General features: G+C 54.9%; 22 protein-coding genes and 1 tRNA gene. 20 read left to right on the plus strand and 3 right to left on the minus strand.

The annotated features are described in order from the left end of the window. Nucleotides 1-137 precede the first annotated feature (137 nt). The 13 genes from H4J77_RS15685 to H4J77_RS15745 all read left to right on the plus strand — a co-directional run bounded on the left by H4J77_RS15685 (nucleotide 138) and on the right by H4J77_RS15745 (nucleotide 12054). Nucleotides 138-1448, plus strand: coding sequence for an EAL domain-containing protein (locus tag H4J77_RS15685; protein WP_182249336.1), 1311 nt, complete (start codon nucleotides 138-140; stop codon nucleotides 1446-1448). A 158-nt stretch (nucleotides 1449-1606) separates the two neighbouring features. Further along, nucleotides 1607-3967 carry a bifunctional diguanylate cyclase/phosphodiesterase gene (locus H4J77_RS15690; RefSeq protein ID WP_182249338.1) on the plus strand — a complete coding sequence of 787 codons (2361 nt, stop codon included), beginning with the start codon at nucleotides 1607-1609 and terminating at the stop codon, nucleotides 3965-3967. A gap of 228 nt (nucleotides 3968-4195) precedes the next feature. Continuing rightward, the gene (locus H4J77_RS15695) at nucleotides 4196-4681 is read left to right on the plus strand and encodes a hypothetical protein (RefSeq protein WP_182249340.1); all 486 of its coding nucleotides are present in this window, start codon (nucleotides 4196-4198) and stop codon (nucleotides 4679-4681) included. A gap of 330 nt (nucleotides 4682-5011) precedes the next feature. After that, nucleotides 5012-6250, plus strand: a complete 1239-nt coding sequence (locus H4J77_RS15700; RefSeq protein ID WP_182249342.1) for a site-specific integrase — start codon at nucleotides 5012-5014, stop codon at nucleotides 6248-6250. Between the two features lie 170 nt (nucleotides 6251-6420). Continuing rightward, a complete protein-coding gene (locus H4J77_RS15705; RefSeq protein ID WP_182249344.1) occupies nucleotides 6421-6801 on the plus strand; it encodes a hypothetical protein in 381 nt (126 codons plus the stop codon). A 286-nt stretch (nucleotides 6802-7087) separates the two neighbouring features. Further along, on the plus strand, nucleotides 7088-8089 hold the full coding sequence (locus H4J77_RS15710) for a hypothetical protein (protein WP_182249346.1): 1002 nt from the start codon (nucleotides 7088-7090) through the stop codon (nucleotides 8087-8089). A gap of 114 nt (nucleotides 8090-8203) precedes the next feature. Continuing rightward, nucleotides 8204-8410: an AlpA family transcriptional regulator gene (locus tag H4J77_RS15715; protein WP_182249349.1), complete on the plus strand. Its 207-nt coding sequence runs from the start codon at nucleotides 8204-8206 to the stop codon at nucleotides 8408-8410. Further along, nucleotides 8411-8698 (plus strand): helix-turn-helix domain-containing protein, encoded by a 288-nt coding sequence (locus H4J77_RS15720; protein WP_182249351.1) that lies wholly within the window; start codon nucleotides 8411-8413, stop codon nucleotides 8696-8698. 3 nt (nucleotides 8699-8701) lie between these two features. Then, entirely contained in the window at nucleotides 8702-8845 is a 144-nt protein-coding gene (locus H4J77_RS15725; protein ID WP_182249353.1) for a hypothetical protein, read from the plus strand. Beyond that, nucleotides 8833-9705: a toprim domain-containing protein gene (locus tag H4J77_RS15730; RefSeq protein ID WP_404940790.1), complete on the plus strand. Its 873-nt coding sequence runs from the start codon at nucleotides 8833-8835 to the stop codon at nucleotides 9703-9705. Before H4J77_RS15725 ends, H4J77_RS15730 begins: the two co-directional genes overlap by 13 nt. Continuing rightward, on the plus strand, nucleotides 9702-11216 hold the full coding sequence (locus H4J77_RS15735; protein ID WP_182249355.1) for a DUF3631 domain-containing protein: 1515 nt from the start codon (nucleotides 9702-9704) through the stop codon (nucleotides 11214-11216). Before H4J77_RS15730 ends, H4J77_RS15735 begins: the two co-directional genes overlap by 4 nt. Then, nucleotides 11213-11794, plus strand: coding sequence for a hypothetical protein (locus H4J77_RS15740; RefSeq protein WP_182249357.1), 582 nt, complete (start codon nucleotides 11213-11215; stop codon nucleotides 11792-11794). Before H4J77_RS15735 ends, H4J77_RS15740 begins: the two co-directional genes overlap by 4 nt. Continuing rightward, nucleotides 11791-12054 (plus strand): HGGxSTG domain-containing protein, encoded by a 264-nt coding sequence (locus H4J77_RS15745; RefSeq protein ID WP_182249375.1) that lies wholly within the window; start codon nucleotides 11791-11793, stop codon nucleotides 12052-12054. The genes H4J77_RS15740 and H4J77_RS15745 overlap by 4 nt, the downstream gene beginning before the upstream one ends. A gap of 922 nt (nucleotides 12055-12976) precedes the next feature. Here H4J77_RS15745 and H4J77_RS15750 read toward each other — a convergent pair. Then, nucleotides 12977-13067: transfer RNA gene (locus tag H4J77_RS15750), tRNA-Ser, on the minus strand. A gap of 227 nt (nucleotides 13068-13294) precedes the next feature. Here H4J77_RS15750 and H4J77_RS15755 point away from each other — a divergent pair. From H4J77_RS15755 to H4J77_RS15775, 5 genes are all read left to right on the plus strand, one after another. Beyond that, entirely contained in the window at nucleotides 13295-13960 is a 666-nt protein-coding gene (locus tag H4J77_RS15755) for a Bax inhibitor-1/YccA family protein (protein WP_182249373.1), read from the plus strand. Nucleotides 13961-14035: 75 nt separating this feature from the next. Continuing rightward, complete coding sequence (gene tusD, locus H4J77_RS15760; protein ID WP_123889816.1) at nucleotides 14036-14425, plus strand: sulfurtransferase complex subunit TusD; 390 nt, start codon at nucleotides 14036-14038, stop codon at nucleotides 14423-14425. A gap of 1 nt (nucleotide 14426) precedes the next feature. Then, the gene (gene tusC / locus H4J77_RS15765) at nucleotides 14427-14780 is read left to right on the plus strand and encodes a sulfurtransferase complex subunit TusC (RefSeq protein ID WP_123889815.1); all 354 of its coding nucleotides are present in this window, start codon (nucleotides 14427-14429) and stop codon (nucleotides 14778-14780) included. Nucleotides 14781-14805: 25 nt separating this feature from the next. Further along, complete coding sequence (gene tusB, locus H4J77_RS15770; protein ID WP_259364888.1) at nucleotides 14806-15105, plus strand: sulfurtransferase complex subunit TusB; 300 nt, start codon at nucleotides 14806-14808, stop codon at nucleotides 15103-15105. Nucleotides 15106-15110: 5 nt separating this feature from the next. Next, complete coding sequence (locus H4J77_RS15775; protein WP_372237900.1) at nucleotides 15111-15440, plus strand: TusE/DsrC/DsvC family sulfur relay protein; 330 nt, start codon at nucleotides 15111-15113, stop codon at nucleotides 15438-15440. Nucleotides 15441-15465: 25 nt separating this feature from the next. Here the strand turns inward: H4J77_RS15775 and H4J77_RS15780 are convergent, their stop codons facing one another. Further along, nucleotides 15466-17418 carry a CASTOR/POLLUX-related putative ion channel gene (locus tag H4J77_RS15780; RefSeq protein WP_182249361.1) on the minus strand — a complete coding sequence of 651 codons (1953 nt, stop codon included), beginning with the start codon at nucleotides 17416-17418 and terminating at the stop codon, nucleotides 15466-15468. A 101-nt stretch (nucleotides 17419-17519) separates the two neighbouring features. Here H4J77_RS15780 and cls point away from each other — a divergent pair, with 101 nt between their 5' ends. Both cls and H4J77_RS15790 read left to right on the plus strand, forming a co-directional pair. Then, nucleotides 17520-18962 (plus strand): cardiolipin synthase, encoded by a 1443-nt coding sequence (gene cls / locus H4J77_RS15785; protein ID WP_123889812.1) that lies wholly within the window; start codon nucleotides 17520-17522, stop codon nucleotides 18960-18962. Between the two features lie 127 nt (nucleotides 18963-19089). Beyond that, nucleotides 19090-19461 (plus strand): DUF6746 family protein, encoded by a 372-nt coding sequence (locus H4J77_RS15790; protein WP_182249363.1) that lies wholly within the window; start codon nucleotides 19090-19092, stop codon nucleotides 19459-19461. 21 nt (nucleotides 19462-19482) lie between these two features. Here H4J77_RS15790 and H4J77_RS15795 read toward each other — a convergent pair whose 3' ends face one another. Then, nucleotides 19483-21006, minus strand: a complete 1524-nt coding sequence (locus tag H4J77_RS15795; protein ID WP_123889810.1) for a phospholipase D family protein — start codon at nucleotides 21004-21006, stop codon at nucleotides 19483-19485. Nucleotides 21007-21057: the final 51 nt, after the last annotated feature.

The raw sequence follows: 21057 nt of genomic DNA on the forward strand, positions 1-21057 counted from the left end.
GTAAGAAGTGGACCATGCCGATCCGGGATTGGAAAGCAGCACTAAATCGCTTTACGATTCAGTTCGACGACCGCATGATGCCCCTGTAATCAACCCTACTGGTTACACAAAATTCAGTACACCCCCTCACCGAGAAAGTGAGAAGTGAACAAAAGCTTCGCGATCTGGCGCACACCGACTCGCTGACCGCATTGTCCAATCGCTTTCACCTGCGTCAAGCGTTGAATAAAGCGATTGAGCAAAATGGGCCCATTGCACTGCTGTGCATTGATCTCGACCGATTCAAAGCAGTTAACGACAATTACGGCCATAGCGTTGGCGACTCTATACTTCGTGTTATTGCGCAACGCCTACGCTCCTGTGTGGATCAGCAAGCACTGATAGCCCGCATGGGAGGCGACGAGTTTGCCATCCTGCTCTGGTCACAGGCCGCTGTAAAAAAGGTAGATGAGCTCGCGCACAACGTGGTCGATACGCTGTGTGAACCGATCATGATTAGCGAACGCCAGTTCCGTGTCGGCGCCAGCGTCGGTTATACCGTTAGCAGTGGTTCCCATCCTTCACTTGACGACTTACTGATACAAGCAGACATCGCCATGTATGCAGCAAAAGAGTCCGGCCGGGGGCGCTGGGTGGCCTACTCACCGCAACTGGGAGAGGTGAGTCGAAGAAGACTCAGTATCGAAAACGGTTTACGCAGTGCCATCGACAACAACGAAATATCTCTGCACTGGCAACCCAAAGTCGATTTACAAACGTGGCAAGTCGTCGGTGTGGAAGCGCTGATGCGTTGGCATCACCCTGAACTTGGGCACATTGGCCCGATAGAGTTTATTCCTATAGCCGAGCAATGCGGGATGATAGATAAGCTTGGAAGGTGGGCGCTAAGTGAAGCCTGTCGTGCCGGTACAAACGAACTGGCAGGGCTGACTATTGCCGTCAACGTGTCTGCCTCGCAGCTGCAGCTCTTTGATTACGTGCACTCTCTGGAAGAAGCATTACAGCAGTCAGGTATGGCACCAGACAAGCTTGAGCTTGAACTGACTGAATCGGTTCTGATTGATGATGCAGATAAGGCGCTTGCCATACTCAACGAGATACGAAGCACCGGTGTAAGGCTCGCGCTGGATGATTTTGGCACTGGCTACTCTTCACTGTCGTATCTACGCCGCTTTCCATTCGATACGCTAAAAATAGATCGTTCTTTTGTTACCGAACTACTGACCAAGGACGACGCCAAATCTATTGTAAAAATGATTACTGACTTGGCCAAGGAGCTTGGCAAACACACCGTCTGTGAAGGGGTGGAAACCGTGGAGCAGCTTGACCTGATCTGTACTGCAGGCTGCCATCAAATCCAAGGTAACCTGATAGCTGAGCCCTGCCCACTCAACGAGTTTTCGCGCACCATAAACCCTGATCTGAAGCCACTACAACGAGAGATTTGAGCCTTGCTGCGCGGCTAAGTTGATGTTTCAGCATTCGCTGTAGGCACGCTTATAACGTACACCCGTTCATCGTCACCTCAGAAACCCTGCCTCACGCGTCTGTTACACGCGTCTACTTCGCGCGTCTGCTAAAGTGAATAGCATAACTAGCCTGCTTTATGGCGTACCAAAAGGGTGCCAGTGAGTTGAAAGACAAAATCGCGATTATTCAACAACTGTTCACCGATATATCGGTAATGTATTCATCGGATGATCCCGAAGCCGCTCGCCTGCGCCAAGCTCATCTTGATTCAGTCAATCGCATAACAATCCCCATCGCCTTCGCCAACGTCAGCAGCAGCGCCTGTGTTTTGCTGACCTTTGCTCCTGACATCCCGGAGGGCATGTGGCTGTGGTGGATTCTACTCAACTTGCTTAGCCTGGGATCCGTTATCGGCTGGTGGCTTGATCGCAACGCAGCGCCAACCTTGGCTTCGCCACAAAAGATTCACCGGGAAACGCTCTACGCGTGCGCTTTTTCAGCGCTGTGGGCAGGCATGATCCTACTCTGGTTTCCTGACGCTTCAGCCATTGAAAAGATGACTATCGGGGTTCTATTCACCGGCATGATTGGTGCTGGCGCTTTTGTTTTAAGCCCACTCCCCTACGCTAGTTTCAGTCATGTGGCCGTAAACTCCGTCGCAGTGCTGGGTGCTCTTTGGTTAGCTAGCGACTCCCACTATATCGGCATCGTACTATTGCTAGGTGTGTATTCCTTCATGGTGTTAACCGGCTCATTGTTTGCCTGGCGCAAATCGACCGATCTTATAGCTGCTGAAGCACGCTCAGCACGGCAAGAGCAAACACTCGCCGTGTTGCTCCACGACTTTGAGCACAATGCCGGTGACGCGCTGTGGGAGACCCGCAGTGATGGATTCTTGAATCACATTTCAACCAGGCTCATTGAGTTACTGGATCTGACACAAAATGAGCAGGAAGCGCAGACCTTTCACCAGATTCTGGTTGAGCGCTGTCCCGAGCAGGTTGATCAGTTAGCCCCACTCACCTCAGAAGGGACTCCATTCCGAGATATGCAGTTGAAGATGGGTAGCGCCTCTGGGACACGTTATCTGCTCATGACGGGTAAATGCCTTTACTCCAGTAGTGATATTTTTCTTGGCTGGCGCGGCGTCCTGAGTGACGTGACCGACAAACTCAATAGCGAAAAACAGTTGCGCGAACTAGCCCACACAGATTCGCTGACAGGCTTGGCTAACCGTTTCAAATTGCGTGAAACCCTCAGTTGGATTGTTAGCCAGCAGTTGCCGCTCGCACTGCTATCGATAGATCTGGATCGATTCAAGAGCGTCAACGACAATCATGGCCATAGCGTGGGTGACGCAGTGCTGCAAGTCGTCGCCAAACGCTTACGGCATTGTGTTGCCAAAGACAGTCTGATTGCCCGGCTGGGCGGTGACGAGTTCGCCATCGCCTTGTGGTCGGAGGAAGGAGTCAGCGACAGGATGGTTATCGCCCAGAAGGTCATAGGCATGTTGGCTGACCCTATTACGCTATCCGAGCGCCTGTTTCGTGTTGGCGCCAGTGTTGGCATCGTAGTTCGTACTGATGCGATTGCAGAAATAGATGACCTCATGGTGCAGGCAGATATCGCAATGTACGCAGCCAAAGATGCTGGTCGGGAATGCTGGGTTGAGTACTCATCACGCCTCGGCGCAATAAGTCACCGTCGGCGCAGCATTGAACAAGGGCTTAGAACGGCGATAGAGCGTGAAGAAATCAGTCTTTTTTGGCAGCCGAAAGTTGATCTTGTACGCTGGCAGATCATCGGCGCAGAAGCCTTGATGCGCTGGCGCCACAGCGAGCTTGGCGACATCAGCCCAACGGAGTTCATTCCTGTTGCAGAACAATGCGGGATGATCGATCAACTAGGCGAGTGGGCCTTGCGTGAAGCTTGCCGCGCTGGCACCCAGGAGCTTGCAGGCTTAACGGTTGCAGTGAACGTATCAGCTTTACAACTGCAATTTGGCGACTATATCCAGTGCTTGAAAAAGGTGCTGTGCGAATCAGGGTTGCCCCCTGCCAAACTTGAGCTTGAACTGACCGAATCCGTATTGATTGACGATACAGACAGAGCAGTTCATATACTCGATGATATTCGCAGTATTGGCGTACGCCTGGCGCTTGATGACTTTGGCACAGGCTACTCTTCACTGTCTTACCTGCGCCGCTTTCCGTTCGACACACTTAAGATAGACAGATCCTTTGTGACCGAACTGCTGACCAAGCCCGATGCAAGAGCCATCGTAAAAATGATCTCCGATCTAGCCAAAGAACTCGGCAAGCGCACTATCTGTGAAGGCGTAGAAACCGTTGAACAGCTCGAATTGATTTGTGCGGCGGGATGCGATGAAGTTCAGGGCTACCTTATCTCTGCACCTTGTGCGCTTATCGATTTTCCTCAAGCGCTGGATCCAGCGTTAAATCCTCATGGCCAAGGCAAGCCAGCCGATTGCCCGTGAGTGCAAGGTCAGTCTGATTTTTTTCAAATACTACGAACAAAGAAAACACGTCTTTGGCATGCAAGTGAAAGATCGATTATGAAAATGCCTACCTGACCTTTGCTGATTTCGGTGTGTGGGGAGAGCGGTTAGCTGTTCTTGGCTCGTTGGGCAATACCTGTATACCGACTACAACATGAGCGATAATCTACTCTCACCTATTTTAACTTTAACTAACCAGAGCGTGAGATGAGAAAAAAACTGACGGGGTTTGCTTGGGTATTGGCGGCTGTGCTTTCCACACCGGTTATAGCTGATGAGTACAGCGAAGCTTATACATGTGGGCTAGAGGCATTTACCGAAGGTGCATCGGGGCCTGTTTCATACTGTGTCGGCAACTCATACGATCCATCAACATTACAGATGAAAGCCTTTGCAGACGCTGAACGAGACTTCAAGGCCGGCAATCTCAACGTGTCAAGCCAATGTCCTTTTGAATTTGCTGTCTGGATGGCGAATGGTAGTCGCTCTGATGGCTTCGAAGAGGGTGCTCAACTTCTCGCCACACTGACAGATGTTGCTAATCTGCTATCAGTCAGTCGAGACGTTTTCCTGTACGACATCAACGGCAACCGGATCACTGCAAGTGTTGCCAATCAATGGTTTGCTCAACAAGATGGCAGCGTCGTGGTGAGCCAGGAAGCGGCGCAACAGTGCCCAGATAAAATAAACTAAATCACTCCGCGACTAAGAAAAGCATCCTTCAAGCCGCATGCTTGCTAGCGTCGGCTACCCCCTCCCCCAGCGCGCACCATGCACTGAGGTATGCGACAACAAAACCCAGAAACAACAAAGCCCCGATTTACGGGGCTTTGAGTACAAATAGTGGCGGAGGGACAGTCCGCCTGGTATCTGTCCAAGCACTTCCGATAAGATCCGCCAAAGCTAGCAATAACAGGCATTTCAGCCTAACATCCGTCCATAGCTGTTCGAGGCGAAACCCCTGTTTCCGAAGAAAAGTGTGGGAACAAGTGTGGGAATAAATATTTGGCGGAGTAACTTTTAATGGGCAAGCTCAACCCCAAACAGTTAGAGAACCTGGGCGACCCCGGCACTTATGAGGATGGCGACGGCCTGCGCCTGGTCATCAAAAAGACCGGCCGTAAGTATTGGGTGCTGCGCTACCAGCTCAACGGCAAGCGCCGTGATATGAGCTTGGGCGTTTATCCCAACGTTTCGCTGAAGGCTGCCCGGAGCAAATCAGCCATACATCGTGAACGGATCAGCGCCGGCATTGACCCGATCGACGCGGCGAATGCCGAGCGTGTAGCCAATCAGGCCGCCGCCATCGTCGAAGCTGCCAAACAGATCACCTTTGACAGCGTGGCTGCTGATTACATTTCTGCCCACCGCCCCGGCTGGAAGAATGCCAAGCACGCCCAGCAATGGGAAAACACGCTTGCCACTTATGCATCTCCCTTCATTGGCAGGCTGTCACCGGGCGAGATAACCACCGAGCATATGCTGAAGGTCCTTCAACCCATCTGGACCACTAAGCCAGAAACAGCCAGCCGCGTGCGCAACCGCATTGAACTGGTATTGGACGCCGCCAAGGCCCGCCGCCTTCGTGAAGGCGAGAACCCCGCGCGCTGGCGCGGGCACCTGGACAAGCTGTTGCCCAAGCGGGAAAAGGTCCAAGCCGTAAGGCATCACCCCGCCCTGCCCTGGTCTGAACTGCCCGCATTCATGACCAAGCTGAAAAAGATGGACAAGGTGACGTTCAAGGCTATGCAAATGACGATCCTCAGCGCCTGTCGCACTAGTGAAGTGCTGGGCGCCATGTGGAATGAAATCGATCTTGAGGCCCGTGTGTGGACCGTACCGGCCGAACGCATGAAGATGCGCAAAGAACACCGCGTACCGCTCGCTGATGCGCTTTTGAAGTTGCTGGAGCAATTACCACGTGTTGACGATAATCCCCACCTGTTCCCTGGCATGAAAACAGGTAAGCCGCTTTCCAACATGGCGATGTTAATGGGACTACGACACATCAAGCGTGACGACCTGACGATGCACGGCTTCCGGTCAACCTTTCGGGACTGGGCTGGGGAATGTACCCCGCACCCGCGTGACGTTTGTGAGCAGGCGCTAGCCCATAGTCTCGGTAATGCCGTAGAGGCGGCCTATCGACGCGGGGACCTGTTCGAGAAGCGCCGAGCGTTGATGGATGACTGGGCACACTACGTCACCACTGCGCCAACGGAGAAAGTGATTCAGGGGGATTTTTCAAAGAAATCAGGATGACCAGACCCTTAGTTTGAATCGGCCTAGTTACTTAAAGTGGGGGTCTTTGTCTCATCAAGGTGATTTTCGTCACCACCTGCGTCCTTTCCGGATGCACCATTGACTCGGACGCTGTATCGGGGCCATATAGTCGGCGCCGCCACTCCATTCCGAGAAATTAAAGGAAACCAATGAAATTATTTTTGCTAATTCCGGTACTGTTTCCGTTCGCAGTCTTGGCAACTGAGGCGCCGCCCACCCCGCCAGGCCCCAACCCCATGCAATTTACAGGTAGTGTTGTCACGGTTGTATTTGATGACTCTCAAGGAGAAATCGGGACTCCTGGCAAGGTTGAATATACTGCTTTGGTCCTTGAGGAATCGTTGACTGTTCGAACTGACGTTGGGCATATGGTCACTACTGATCGCGTGCAGTTTACCCAAGACAATGAAGATGTCTTGCCAGATGGGGTAAGAGTGAAGCTCGATTGTGGCTTTGTCATGGGAGCTGAGACCGGCCACCATTACGAGCCGCTGATTTGCGGCAACAGTAAGGTGACTGAGTTACGGTAGAGAGCAACTACTCGCGCTAGACCTCATCTCTCCGCCTGCGAAGGTGGTCTTAGATTCGACGCCGTAGGCGCCAGTTTAGCTTACAGTCGAATGCTGGATTTGCGCAGTGAAGTCTACTCATCGCGCTGGACCGCGCCATTAACGCGGAACGCATCAGACGAACCACTGGGATCTGAAAAGGCTCACTAACTTCTTGAGTTCGACCAGACTAGCCCGACGGGGCGAAAAGCGGTCTTCCCACCCGCTTGGCTGGTTGGTTTTTTGGGAGGCCTGGGAGGGCGGTATAGTGAAGAAACTTCTCAAACTGAAAGAGTGGTTAACCGTAAAAGAGGCGGCCAGGTACCTTTCAGCTGCTGCTGAGGAAGTTATAACTGAGGCGGATATTCTTCAGCTCAGTCTGGACGGCCACCTAACTCTATCAGTCAATTTCGTGAACCATGCGCTCGGACGACCATTGAGAATAGGGACGCTGAATGATCAAACTGAAGTAAGTCAACTGGCCGAAGATTACCTATCTATGCACCACAATCCTGATGTGCCAGGAGATGAATACAAAATAGACCTAACCGATTTTCTGCGCAAACCTAGGGGCGTATTGTTGCCCAATGGAAAGGACATTTTGATTTTTGAGGGTGACATCCAAAAGCCAGAGGAGCTAGAAGGTATTTGGGACCTGCTAATGCTTGGAACCGAAGCGCTCGACGTTACACATGCCTACCAGAAACTTAATGGCGGGCCGTCCGTTGATCTGGTATGCCTAGACGGGCCCTTGGTATCAAGCCATGACCGAACGCGAATGTATCAACTACTAGACAGCTTCGTGCGCGAAAACGAGCCAAGCAAGTCCGAGCAATTACCGAAGGTAAAACGAAAAGTCTCTAAAGAAACCAGAGAAGCATTAGACCGGCTTTACGCAATACTTGGCCCTGGTCCCAGCGTCGACCCAAATAAGCCCTCGCTAAAGAAATGGAGTAGCGAAAGGATTTACTACCCTGCCGGCGGACTGCCAGAGGACAGCACTTTTGTCGTAAGAACTGCGGCACTTCGTGAACTTGAAAGTAAGCTACTGGCTGTAGAGGTGCCGCCTGAAAAACCACTACACCCCAGCGAGCGTAGGAGTGTTGATCGAATTGTCGCCGTACTTGCAGCAATGGCAAAAGTCGATCTATCAGCCCCCTACAAAGCCGACGAAGCGATGCGGCACTTCGCCGCCTCAAAAGGCCTGGAATTACCTAGCAGTTCCGAAACCGTGGTGAAATTTTTAAAGAGCGCAACTAAACAGACATAACCCTCACCGACCCCATTGGGGTTTTGCTCCACCCCATTAGCACACAACCCAAACGACTAGCTGTTGAATGGTCACCGTCCGCTCCACACCGGGGCAAGCCTTGAGGTAACGACGATGACCGTAAACGAACGCACTCACCGCTGTATCTGGCGACTACCTACTGTCAAGGAACGCACAGGCCTTGGTCGATCCACGATTTACGATCTGATGAAGGCTGAGCGCTTCCCCAAGGGCCGCCGCATTGCCGGCAGCAATATCACTGGCTGGGATAGCCTGGAAGTTGAGGCATGGATCGCCAAGCAGTTGGGAGAGGTGGCTTAAATGACAAACAAGAAAAAGGTCGACCCGAAGGCCAGCCCCAAAACACACAACACCAATAATACCAGCGCCAGCGCTCAACGTGCCCGACTATTGGAGCGCCTGCACCTGGAGCCGGTAGATACCTTTACCGCCCGCGATGAAATGAACCTGATGATGCCCGCCGCCCGCATCAAGGAACTACGCGACGCCGGCCACAACATCAAAACCCAACGCATCACCAAGACCGACCAGCAGGGCCGCAAGCATCACGGCGTAGCGCTGTATTACCTAAGCCAGTCGGAGGCGTAACCCATGAGAAGCAACCAACACTGCAAAACAGCGGTGACGCTACCGGCTTGCCTGGCGAACGGTCGGCACCTATTGCTGGCGCTGCAACCGGCTGGCCCTGATCTGGTTTTATTGCTGACGCTGGAGGTGCTGTTGTGGACTATCTGAGAGCGTTTTTATATGCCCTGCAAGCGGTCTATGGGCCGATGGATATTCACCTAGTAGCCAACGGTCTGATTCATCGTTTCACCGTGCCCGGCGACCGACCCGGCAGCAATAACGGCTGGTACGTCCTGCACGCTGGCGTCATTGCATCTGGTGCCTTTGGTAGTTGGAGAACATCCGACTGTCACACCTGGACCAGCCGGGAGCCTGCCGACCTACGCGAAGCTGAACACCTGCGCCAGCAAATGGAACAGGCCCGACAACAACGGGAGGCCGACCAACGCCAGCGCCAGCAGGCTGCCGCCGAGTATGCCCGCAAGCTGTGGCGTGACGCCCGCCGCGCCGATCCCGAACACCCCTACCTGACCGCCAAGGGATGCCGACCGCACGCCCTGCGCCAATTGGGTGATGCTCTGCTGGTGCCACTGACCCACAAGGGCGAGCTGCTGAACGTGCAACGCATACACCCCGACGGCAGCAAGCGTTTTCTGTCTGGTGGCCGCGTTAAGGGCTGCTGTAGCCCGCTGGGACTCATACAGGCAGGCCAACCGCTGTACCTGTGCGAAGGCTGGGCAACGGGCGCGACACTGCACGAGAGCACCGGCCACCCGGTCGCCTGCGCGATGAATGCCGGCAACCTTTTATCAGTCGGGCAACAACTGACCCGCACCCACCCTGACGCCCTGCTGATCATTGCCGGAGACGACGACCGCCAGACCGAGGGCAACCCCGGCAAGCGTGCTGCTATCACCACTGCCGCGACCCTGGGCTGCGGCCTGATCCTGCCGCCCTGGTGCGGTGATGAACCCCTGACCCTGACCGACTTCAACGACCTGCGCCAATGGCAGGAGGGCAAGCAATGAACCTGATACCCGAAGCGCAAAGCCCCATTCAAATGGCCATCCGCAATCTGGAGCACGATGCCGGCGCACTGTACGCCCCTGCTGTACTGGAACAACTGCGCGAAATGCGAAGCAAGGACCCCGCCGCTTTTGCTCGCCTACGTCTGCAAGTGAAAGCTACCAAGCATCTGAGCATGGTGGAGTTCGACCGGCTTACGGCTGGCAGCAAGGACGATGCAGCACCCGAAGCCGCCATATTCCCCGAAGTCGAAGCATGGCCCGACCTGGTGGATGGTGCCGACTTGCTGGACGACATAACCCACGCCCTGGCCCGCCATGTTGTCGCTGACAAGGAAACACTGCGCGCCGCTGCATTGTGGTCTGCATTCACTTGGCTGGTGGACGCGGTACAAGTGGCCCCCATTGCGAACATAACCGCCCCTGAAAAACGCTGTGGCAAGTCCATACTGCTCACCGCCTTGGGCAAGCTGGCCTATCGTCCCTTGCAAGTGTCCAACATCGCCCCAGCCGCCTTATTCCGTTCAATCGAACTATGGGCACCGACACTGCTGATTGACGAGGTAGACGCCTTTTTAGCGGCCCACGAAGATGCACGCGGCATTCTCAACTCTGGCTTTACCCGTGACAGTGCAACGGTAATTCGTTGTGTGGGCGACGATCACACGCCCACCCCGTTCAACGTATGGGGAGCCAAAGCGCTGTGCGGTATCGGTAAGATTGCCGACACCCTGGCAGACCGCAGCGTGCCCCTTCGCCTGCGCCGCCGTACAGCAGGCGAAACCGTGGAAAGCCTGCGCCATTCTGACCCTACCCTGTGGGAACAACTGCGCGCCCGCCTGGCCCGCTTTGCATTGGATAGCGCCAGCACCATCGCCACCGCCAGACCGGCACCGATACCCGGCCTGAACGACCGTGCTAACGATGCTTGGGAGCCCCTGTTATCCATTGCCGATCTGGCCGGGGAGCACTGGCCGAAATCAGCCCGGCATGCCGCCATAGCGCTGCACGGCCTTGAGGGCGAATCGCCAAGCGTGGGTGCCGAACTGCTGGCCGATGTTAAAGCGGTGTTCGACGCCAAGAATGCGAACAGGATATTCAGCGCCGATCTACTCACCGCATTACTGGCAGACGATGAATCGCCGTGGGCAACATGGAACAGGGGCAAGGCTATGACACCCCGCCAACTGGTAAGCAAGCTGGCGGACTTTGGCATTAAATCCAAGGACGTGCGCCAAGGCGCTGAGGTAAAGAAAGGCTACCACCTGGAGCAATTCACAGACGCCTTTATCCGTTACCTTTCTGCTGACTCCCCCGCTCAAAGCGCTACACCGCTACAACCCAGCAACCACGCGGGCTACAGCGTAGCGGAAAGCGCTACAGACACCCCCGCAAAAACACCTTCCGCAACACGCAAAGCCACGGCTCGCGGGGCTTGTAGCGGTGTAGCGGATAGAACACCCCCTATCAGGGAAAAAGAAGAGCAAGGCGCGCTATTTGGTGGCGTGCTATGAACACCGCCGCCCTGATCGAACAGGCAAACACGGCGGGCATCATGCTGGCGCTGAATGGCGACGGCCTTGCCTGGAGCGCCAGCAAGGAACCGCCGCCCGAACTGCTGACCCAGCTACGCGAAAGCAAAGCCCATATCGTCGAGCACCTACGCCAGCAGCAACGCGCCTGGCTGGACCGTGTGGCCGTCTTGTTGGATACCAGCGCCAGCACACTGCTGGAGCATGAATTGATCGACCTGGACGACCTGGCGGAGCAGTACCGTATGCACCCACGCTTTGCCGCCCGGCTGATCGAGACTAGCCCGGCATGGCTACGGGTTCGCCTGGTACGAGACGAGGTACGAGCGCCCCACACGCGGGAGGTGCGTACCCAGTGCGTACCGCCCGAAGTTAACAGCGTTAACACCCCCACGCGGGAGAACAGCGCCAGCAAGCGAAGCGCACCGGAGTGGATTGCAGCGCGTGACGCTTTTCACAGCCATGCAGTAGGCAACTGCAAGGCATGCTACCCCCCAGCAGGCCGCTATTGCCCGACCGGCTTAGCTTTGCTGGCGCTGTATCAGGGGGCAATGCCATGACCAGTACGAACGAGCTGCGCAAGCTATGGCGGCAATACCACTTGGCCAATCAGGCCCGCTATCAGGAGTGGGGGGAACGTGGCTACTGCCACCCACCCCCGGCGTCTGTGCCCTTCCCTGACGAACTGGACGGCCTGACGTGCGGTGCCAAGACCAGAGCCGGCACACCCTGCAAACGCCGTGACCTGTATCTGTCTGGCCGCTGCCGCCTACACGGCGGCCTATCGACTGGGCCAAAGGGCAAAGCACTAACCCCATGAGAGCGGCAAGATTGGGGTAAGGCGAAACCCCATGAGAGGTTGTCAAAAGTTAACATTTTCGGAGTCCCTAAACGGGGCGCTGCCCCCATTTGCGAAACAACCCCATGCAATGCACGCAGCAGCCCCCCCCGTTACCCTCACGTTAGATAACGTTATCCCACCATTACGAGACTTCCACCAATGGTGGCTATTAAAGATGCGTCCAGCACTGAGCGTATCTACCGCGACCTAACCGCAGAGGCCGCTGGCACCCCCCCATTGGGTCCTCCCTGCCACCCCCTGGCACGCGGGTAATTCGCGGCCCGACGCTGCACTACATACCAGCCAGCGCCAACAGTAGGTTGTTATTTCGTTGTCACCGTGTAACAGCCCCTGCACCCGGCCTAACGCGCAACAACATCACAACCAACACCGGGGGCCTATCCAACACCATGGCCACGGCAAAGCGGAGACCGCACCCGATCCCATGCACAGATTATTTTCCCGGCCATGAAAAATGTTAACCCTCGACGTTAACAGGCAGGCCGGGGGGGGGAGGGTCGAAACTCTAGCCAACTGACCACGGCAGCCGCCTGCAAAACTTTTTTCACATTAACCCGTAGATTTTTTGAATTACGAAACGGCAGAGCGCGACAGCGTTAGATGCAAGGACGGGGGCGGGTGAAAAGTTCAGGCCAACGGCAACCCGAACGACGGGGGGAACCGTTTTTCTGTGTCCACAAAATCCGCATTCTGGCCCATTGGGGAAACACCCCACGCATGCACCCGTTAAATGTGATGGAAACCCACTTTTAAAGCTGGCAGCCGGGCGTGCATGACCACTATCAGCGGTCACGCGAAGCAATAGTGTGGGAACAGCTGTGGGAACAACTGGAGTCAGAAACAACAAAGCCCCGAATTACGGGGCCTTGAGGTCGAATAGTGGCGGAGGGACAGGGATTCGAACCCTGGGTAGGCTATTAACCTACGCCGGTTTTCAAGACCGGTGCATTCAACCGCTCTGCCATCCCTCCACGGCCGGCAATACTACCGGAAAATGCTGATGAGTCAATGGGGTACAGCATAAAAGAGACCAACTTATTGCATCTTTTGCTGTCCATTTAGTTGGTCCCGGCAGGCTTTGCACATGAATAGAAATAGTTCGGTATCAGCCTTACCTTGATTTGACATCGATTACCCGTATTATCTGGAAGTAACTAATGGATCATTTGATTTACCTTCACAGGAGCTGTGCATGAACATGCAAGAACGCCATACTACGATGCCACACAGCGGTGTGAACGAAGCGGAAGTCAGCAAACTCTTCCGTAATACGTACACATTGCTGGCCATGACCTTGGCTTTCTCGGCCCTGGTCGCTTTCGTTTCCATGAGCCTTAACCTTCCCTATCCCGGCATCATTGTGACGCTGGTAGGTTTTTACGGCCTGTTGTTTTTGACCACCAAGCTGCGTAACTCTGGCTGGGGTCTGGTCAGCACCTTTGCTTTCACCGGCTTCCTTGGCTACACCCTTGGTCCTATCCTGAATGCCTACCTCAACATGCCTAACGGCGGCTCGGTAGTCACGCTGGCTCTGGGCATGACGGCTCTGGTCTTTTTCAGTCTTTCAGCCTACGCCATCATCTCGCGCAAGGACTTCAGTTTCCTGTCCGGCTTCATCATGGCGGGCTTTGTCGTACTGCTGGTAGCCGTTGTTGCCAGTTTCTTCGTGCAGATCAGCGGTCTTCAGTTGGCCATTTCTGCCGGCTTTGTGCTGTTTTCTTCTGCCGTCATTCTCTATCAGACCAGCTCGATCATTCACGGTGGTGAAGACAACTACATCATGGCGACCATTACGTTGTTCGTCTCGATCTACAACCTGTTCCTCAGCCTGCTGAGCCTGATTGGCGCCTTCAACGACGACTGATATCAGCGAGTAGGATATAATCAATGGCTCGCCAGAATTGGCGAGCCATTTTTGTTTGAGAGTCGCTTAAACGTCATGAAATTTGCTATTGCCCTGCTTGCCGGGCCACAGGACCCAGCTGCCCGCAGCGCCCTGAGCTTTGCCCAGGCGGCGCTTGATGGCGGTCACCAGATAAGTCGATTGTTTTTCTATCGCGATGCAGTGCACCTTGCATCAGACTTGGCAGTGCAACCGCAGGACGAATCAGATATTGCCCGCGAGTGGCGTGAGTTCATCAGTAGCAACGAGCTGGACGCCGTAGTCTGTATTGCCGCAGCGCTGCGTCGCGGTGTGCTTAACGAGGCAGAGGCCTCTCGCTGGGAGCGCCCCGTGGCCAACAGTGGTCAGCCGTGGGTGCTATCGGGACTGGGCCAGTGGGTAGACGCCATGCAATCGGCTGATCGGGCGGTGACTTTTGGCAGCTGATTTGAAAAGCCTACTGGTGATAAGTCGACATCCGCCAGCAGCACAAGCAGCACGAGAGGCATTGGACCTTGCTCTCGCCGCGGCCGCTTTTGGTGTGCCGGTCAGTCTGCTGTTCCTTGATAGCGGTGTAATGCAACTGCTTAAAGGCCAGGAATCTGCCCTGATCAAACAAAAATCACTGACTGCCAACCTCAAAGCGCTGCCTATCTTTGGGGTTGAAGATCTTTTCGTTTGCCAGCATTCACTTAGCGAACGTGGCTTGCAGTCCAATCAACTGCTTCTCCCGGCAAAACCGGTTGAGGGGGCTGAAATTGCCGCACTGCTTGAACAATACGATCAGGTGGTCACGCTATGAATGTCCGGTTTGAGGGAGTTTGAGCATGTTGCATGTTCTGCGCCATGCGCCCCAGGATAGCAGTCGTTTCGCTAGCACCTTGCGATCAATGGGACCTGAACAGGGGTTACTAATGATTGAGGATGGCGTTTATAGCCTACTGCCAGGCACCAGTTCAAATAGCGCACTGCAACTACTGCCCGCCAGCGTGCGTCTATATGTCATGGAGGCCGACGTTAGCGCACGTGGCCTGGCAATTGATGATCTGCCCAAGCGAGTCAAATTGATTGATTATCCGACCTTTGTTCAACTGTGTACCCAGTACGACAAGGTGCTCAGCTGGTGAGCCATATACTGCTGGTTGATGGCGAGGCCATAAAAGTCGACAAGGAAGGCTTTTTGCTGGACTTGCAGGATTGGTCTGAGCCGGTTGCTGCCGCATTGGCTGAACAGGAAGGGATCATCCTGACACCAGCTCATCTTGAGATTATTCAAGTACTGCGTGATTTCTATCACACCTATCAGCTGTCGCCCGCCATGCGCCCATTGGTCAAGTATGTTGGCCAGCAACTAGGTAAGGACAAAGGCAACAGCCTTTACTTACTGGGCCTGTTTCCGGGCAGCCCGGCCAAGTTTGCGGCCAAAGTCGCAGGGCTGCCCAAGCCTGACAATTGCCTCTAGCCGGTCCTGGTCAACAACCAGACTCTCAGGCTTCAGGCAGGGTCGTCAGCACTACTAGCTGATCGCCCTGCTGCAACCTCAAGGGTTGATCGCGTGGCGGATTCAACTGCAGCCTGCGGCCCTGCTCGTCCGGTTTATTGCGATAAATCCCCAGGGCGGTTTCGCCCTGCAACGCGATCACGGCTTCCAGGTCAGCAAAGGTAGTAACACTTTGCATTGAGTAGTCGCTGCTTTTACAAAAGACAATCTGCGCGCCACCCGTGGTAAAGAGTTCTTCCAGCATCAGCCCCAGCTCTCGCCGCTGGGCTATCTGCGCCATTAAATGGCTGAGGATCATAGGACTTACAATACTTTCCCCGCGCTTACGCACGACTAATGCATCGTTAGCCGGGTCACTGAGTTCAAGTAGTATCTGCGGCTTGTGGCTGCTCTCGAGCAACAGCTCATCAACCACCAGGTAACCCACCATGGCCCGCGCATCCGCCTCTTCACCCGAGTCCATGCGATCAGACGAGAGCAGCAAGACGCTGTCAAAGCGCTGCTGCAAGAGGCCGCGCAGCGCGCCCTCTACCATGTAGTCGGCTTGAGTATGTTGGCAGCTGACGCCCGCGGTGAGGTCGCTATAGGCGCTTATCTCTTTGGTTCGCTCGAGGGGATCGATCACCGCAACCACATGCACTTCAAAATGATACCCGGTATAACCGGCTAACTCATGAATAAGCGCGGGTACCCGTCGGTTCCAGCCCAGTATCAGCATACGTCGCAAACCGCCCGACTCGGCCTTCGGCTGGCGTTGCGGTCGCTGCAACGGACGCAGCGGCTGTTCCGTGTTGTTCTGTGGTTCGGCGTGGGTGTAATCACGCGCCAACATGACTATCTTGTCACCCTGACGTATGACCTCATCACTCGGTGCGTTCAGCCAGGTCCGCCAGCTGTCGCCGTGCGGTCGCATCAAACCACACAGAATAGCCTGCGGGGCATGTCTGCCGATCTCGCCAAGAGACTGGCCCACGCAGTTGTCAGTGGAGCGAATATAGAATTCATTACCCTCGTGGACGGTCATCACCTCGCCGAATAGCTCTGACATACCGGGATGAACCAGAGATTGGGCGAATAGCCGGCTAACCATGGCGTCACTGGCAACCACTTCAAGCGGACCTGAATAAGCTCTGCGCAATACATTCAGTTTGCGCATATCGTCGATCTCGGCCACCACATAGGGCGGCGCGGTGCCCCGCAGATGCGCCTGCGCCTGTAACGTCAGCAAGGCCTTGATGGTTTCCACATCACCGGTCAGCAGCTCATTGGCACTCTGGTTACGCCCCGGTATCAGCACCACGGCGGCCTGCAGGCAGGCGACGCGATCCAGGTCTTCAGGTTGCAGTGACGTGCCCGAGCGCAAAATAATGTTACTCATGGAGCGCCGAATAAGAGGGATTTCTCTCAGCTCCTGCACGCGATCCGCATTGATCTCATCAGCCAGAATCACCAGCCGCAGGCGCTTGGTATCGCGTGCACGCAGGAGGCGTTGAATACCACCACTCACGTCTAGAATTTCCTGCACCAAAGGTATAGTACGGTTAGTCCAGCCCAGAATCACAATGTGATCAGTTACCGTAACCGGCGTCAGCCCCTGCTCCAGCTTGACCATGACATCAATCAACCAGCGGGTCATGATCGCGACCAGAGCGCCGAGAAACACCACATAGCCACTGACCGTCAGCGCGGTAGAGACAATACGCCGCCAGGTGCCCTCATCATCGCCCAGATATCCGGGGTCTGTCAGGCGCAAAAACGCCCACCAGACAGAGTCTGCCAAGTTGCTACCATCAGGCGCAGAGGGCCAGGCCAGCCAGCCCCCGATCAATGAAATCAGAGCGATAAAAGCAGCAACGACCAACAGTTGATAATGCGCTCCCTTGATGAACTGCCGTTCCACCAGGTAACGCAAACGATCAACGAAGGAAAATGGCAGCATTCAGGGAGCCTCTTTGCTCTGGGGGTGTCTGATTCTTAACGGAGCAGGTAAATCCTGCTAGATTGATCGCACATCAACCGAGTACTCATCCAGCAAATACTATGGCAAACGTTGAACACATTATCGGCTTGGCGCTGGTCGTACTCTACTGGCTTTTTACTGCGGCCGTCACGCTGCGCGTCGTAGCCAAGCGTAACCCTGTCAGCGTTACGCTTTCCTGGCTATTGGTGATTTATATACTGCCGATTTTCGGCGCGGCACTCTATTTGATGCTTGGCGAGCTAAATCTGGGTAAGCAGCGAGCGCAGCGGGCCGAGTCGATGGTTGAGCCTTTTTTACAGAGCATCGCTACTGATTTCTCTGCCACCAAAGCGCCTATCAGTGGTGGCTCGCTAACCCAGGGCATTTATCAATTGCTATCAACCCGCATGGGCATAGGCGCACTCGGGTATCGGCAGATGCAGTTACTGGATACCCCCGAGCTGATTTTCTCGCAACTCTGTGCCGACATTCGCGCTGCGCGTAACCGAATTCATATCGAGACCTACATCTGGTTCCCTGGTGGTCGTGTTGACGAGCTCGCCGAGGAGCTGATCAGCGCCAGCGTGCGTGGCGTTAAAGTGTCGCTATTGATAGACCACGCCGGCAGCCGTCCGTTCTTTCGCTCCAGTTGGCGCAAGCGGCTGATTGATGCGGGCATTGAAGTGGTGCCCGCCCTGCCCGTTCGTCTCTTGCGCGCACTGGTCCAGCGAATCGACTTAAGGCTGCACCGCAAACTAATCGTCATCGACGGCGAGATTGCCTACAGCGGCTCAATGAATATTGCCGACCCGTTATATTTCAAGAAGGAAGCCAAGGTCGGCGCCTGGGTGGATATCATGTTGCGCCTGGATGGACCGGCTGCTCGCGGGCTGGATAAGGTTTTTGCCTGGGACTGGGAGGTGGAAACAGGACTTCGCCGCCTCGAACCGGCCCCGCCTAGCGCGCCTGCTTGCTACAAGTGGCTGTCCATATTGCCATCCGGACCGGGCGTGGGTGACGATCTGATCGGCCAAGCGGTGCTATCGAGCATCTATCGCGCCAATGACAGTATTACCATCAGCACACCCTACTTTGTTCCATCTGAAGCGATATTCAACGCTCTGTGCCAAGCGGCAGAACGTGGCGTTCGGGTAAAAGTATTGCTGCCGGCGCGCAATGATTCGAAACTGGTGGGTTGGGCCAGCCGCGCGTTTTACCAGCGTTTTCTGGAAGCGGGCGGCGAAATCTATCGATTCGCCGGCGGGCTGCTGCATACCAAGGCGATGCTGATGGATGATCAGCTGGCGCTTGTTGGCAGTGTTAATCTGGATATCCGAAGCTTGCAGCTGAACTTCGAGCTAACCGTCGCCCTCTTCTCGCCAGAAGGCTGTGCCAGTATTCGAACACTACTCGATGGATACGAAGCGGCCAGTGAGCGGCTGCTGCTGGCAGACTGGCAGCAGCGCTCTCGCGCCTCGCGCGTGGTTGAGCGAGGCGTATTCTTCCTTAGCCCGCTGCTGTAGAAAACCCGCAGAAAAATCATAAAGCGCATTAGCACGCAGCCTGAAATAAAACCTGAAAATCAGGTTGCTTTCCGGGCGGGGAAGATTACAATCCTTAATGAGTTTGATTATCATTATGGATAAGCCCATGAAAGTATACCTGCTGCCCGTTAGCTTCACTGTTGCCATGATGAGCCCAATCATGGCAACTGCAAGCCAAGCCAACAGTACATCAGCCAGTTCTCGTCACGCCGCCGTAAGCCAGCTTAGCGCCCATAACCAATCGCTGCAGCAGTTGGTAAGCGCACCGCTGGACGTTGCGGCCTTAGGCTTGATTGACGAGTTGAGTTACCAACTGGAAAGTGATTTGCTGCTATTGGGCACCCCTTCTGCGCCCATCGCAGCACCCCTGGAACAGCTGCACCAGGCGGTAGAACACCAGGACAGTAACGCCGTGCTTGTGCACGCCGCTGCCTATTTAAGCGCAGCACAGCATTGGCTGGGACACTCCACCGCCTAAGCGCATCCGGCGGCCCAGGTTTTAGAGCTGACCCTCTATCGGCAGCCACCCCAGCGTCCAGCTCATAAAACGCCTGAAGGCACCTGCCTCAGGCTCCTTGCTCCATGTCTTACCGTCCGCCTGCCACTGAAGATCATGGTTTTCATTCAAGGAGACTTGATACGCGAAGTCATCGGACGTCCAGCGGTTAAACAGATCAACCATTTCCTCGGCAATAGCCTGCTGCTCAATATAAACACCCGCCTCGGTATTGAGCTTTACTGAACGCGCGTCCAGATTAACCGAGCCAATAAAAACGGCTTTGCGGTCAAAGACAAAGGTCTTCGCGTGCAAGCTGGCCAAGGACTCACCAAGAAACGGACTGGCACGCTCCTGCTGGCCTGCGATCGGCCGCAACTCCCATATATTCAACCCGCCTTTGAGTAATGAAACGCGGGACTTAGCGTAGCCGCTATGTACAGCCAAGACGTCAGTAGTGGCCAACGAGTTGGTCAACACCGAGATACTCACTCCCTGCGAATGAATATCCAGCAGCATGTCTTCGCCCGTCTCAAGTGGAACAAAATAAGCCGATGTGAGCAGTAGCTCGCTACGCGAGGCTCGTAACTTTTCCAGCAACCTGCGCCCGAGAAAGGCCGTTTCGTTGCCGTCGCCATGCGGATCGGATTTGGATGGGTCGTCGTAAAACCATTCGGCATGCCCCCAGCGCCAGTTCAGAGTGCCGTTGCTCATATCGGTTATGAAGGGTGATCGGGCAGCGGCCTTGAGGTAGGGATCATGCTGAAGCTGAAGGTTACGCGACCCTAATGTGGCACGCATCGATGCCAGCGCCTCGGCGTCTGACTGCTTGGCCAGGGTGGCGATCGGGATAGCAATACCGCTATTCCAGAAGTTATCGAAGCTGTCAGAGGCGGCGTCAGCTATCGAACCGATGCCCAAAACATCTACATCCTGAAAATCAACATCGCTGAGGGTAAAGTACTCATCACCGATATTGCGGCCGCCGGTAATCAGAGCACGATTATCCGCGACCATCAGTTTGTTATGCATGCGATAGTTGATACGACCAAATTCGCCCAGCGTGCTTAACGACTTGAGCCATTCATTACGCAGGCTCAGCGGATTATACAAACGCACTTCAACGTTAGGATGCTGGTCAACCACCGCCACCTTCATATCTTCCAGGCTACTGCCGATATCATCCAACAATATCCGCACTCTAACACCACGATCGGCAGCTTTAAGCAGGTGTTCGGCTATCAACCCGCCGGTAATATCCGTGTTAAAAATGTAGTACTGGATATCCAGACTTTGATCGGCCATGTCGATCAATTTGAGCCGCGCAGCCAGCGCATCATTACCCTTATACAACAAGGTAAATCCCGACAGCGACTCATCTGCTGGCTGCTCTTTGGCGACATACTGGCTGAGGCGCGTTTGGGGGTCGGCTGCCATGTAATACGAGGGCAATTCAGTGTGGCTGACGCCCTGTGTAGCACAGCCCAACAGAACACTGGAAAGTGCCATCAACCCCAGTACGCGCATATCAGCATCCTTTGTCGTTTGCCCGATCTTACTGACTGCGATCGGGCAATA

Source organism: Pseudomonas sp. 5Ae-yellow, assembly GCF_014077575.1.
In the GTDB taxonomy this organism is placed as follows: Bacteria; Pseudomonadota; Gammaproteobacteria; order Pseudomonadales; family Pseudomonadaceae; genus Halopseudomonas; species Halopseudomonas neustonica.

Excerpts from the sequence above, each read along its gene's own strand:
- H4J77_RS15690 (WP_182249338.1), top strand. The coding sequence starts at position 1,607 with ATGGCGTACCAAAAGGGTGCCAGTGAGTTGAAAGACAAAATCGCGATT.
- H4J77_RS15695 (WP_182249340.1), top strand. The coding sequence starts at position 4,196 with ATGAGAAAAAAACTGACGGGGTTTGCTTGGGTATTGGCGGCTGTGCTT.
- H4J77_RS15700 (WP_182249342.1), top strand. The coding sequence starts at position 5,012 with ATGGGCAAGCTCAACCCCAAACAGTTAGAGAACCTGGGCGACCCCGGC.
- H4J77_RS15705 (WP_182249344.1), top strand. The coding sequence starts at position 6,421 with ATGAAATTATTTTTGCTAATTCCGGTACTGTTTCCGTTCGCAGTCTTG.
- H4J77_RS15715 (WP_182249349.1), top strand. The coding sequence starts at position 8,204 with ATGACCGTAAACGAACGCACTCACCGCTGTATCTGGCGACTACCTACT.
- H4J77_RS15720 (WP_182249351.1), top strand. The coding sequence starts at position 8,411 with ATGACAAACAAGAAAAAGGTCGACCCGAAGGCCAGCCCCAAAACACAC.
- H4J77_RS15725 (WP_182249353.1), top strand. The coding sequence starts at position 8,702 with ATGAGAAGCAACCAACACTGCAAAACAGCGGTGACGCTACCGGCTTGC.
- H4J77_RS15735 (WP_182249355.1), top strand. The coding sequence starts at position 9,702 with ATGAACCTGATACCCGAAGCGCAAAGCCCCATTCAAATGGCCATCCGC.
- H4J77_RS15740 (WP_182249357.1), top strand. The coding sequence starts at position 11,213 with ATGAACACCGCCGCCCTGATCGAACAGGCAAACACGGCGGGCATCATG.
- H4J77_RS15745 (WP_182249375.1), top strand. The coding sequence starts at position 11,791 with ATGACCAGTACGAACGAGCTGCGCAAGCTATGGCGGCAATACCACTTG.
- H4J77_RS15755 (WP_182249373.1), top strand. The coding sequence starts at position 13,295 with ATGCAAGAACGCCATACTACGATGCCACACAGCGGTGTGAACGAAGCG.
- tusD (WP_123889816.1), top strand. The coding sequence starts at position 14,036 with ATGAAATTTGCTATTGCCCTGCTTGCCGGGCCACAGGACCCAGCTGCC.
- tusB (WP_259364888.1), top strand. The coding sequence starts at position 14,806 with ATGTTGCATGTTCTGCGCCATGCGCCCCAGGATAGCAGTCGTTTCGCT.
- H4J77_RS15780 (WP_182249361.1), bottom strand. The coding sequence starts at position 17,418 with ATGCTGCCATTTTCCTTCGTTGATCGTTTGCGTTACCTGGTGGAACGG.
- cls (WP_123889812.1), top strand. The coding sequence starts at position 17,520 with ATGGCAAACGTTGAACACATTATCGGCTTGGCGCTGGTCGTACTCTAC.
- H4J77_RS15790 (WP_182249363.1), top strand. The coding sequence starts at position 19,090 with ATGAAAGTATACCTGCTGCCCGTTAGCTTCACTGTTGCCATGATGAGC.
- H4J77_RS15795 (WP_123889810.1), bottom strand. The coding sequence starts at position 21,006 with ATGCGCGTACTGGGGTTGATGGCACTTTCCAGTGTTCTGTTGGGCTGT.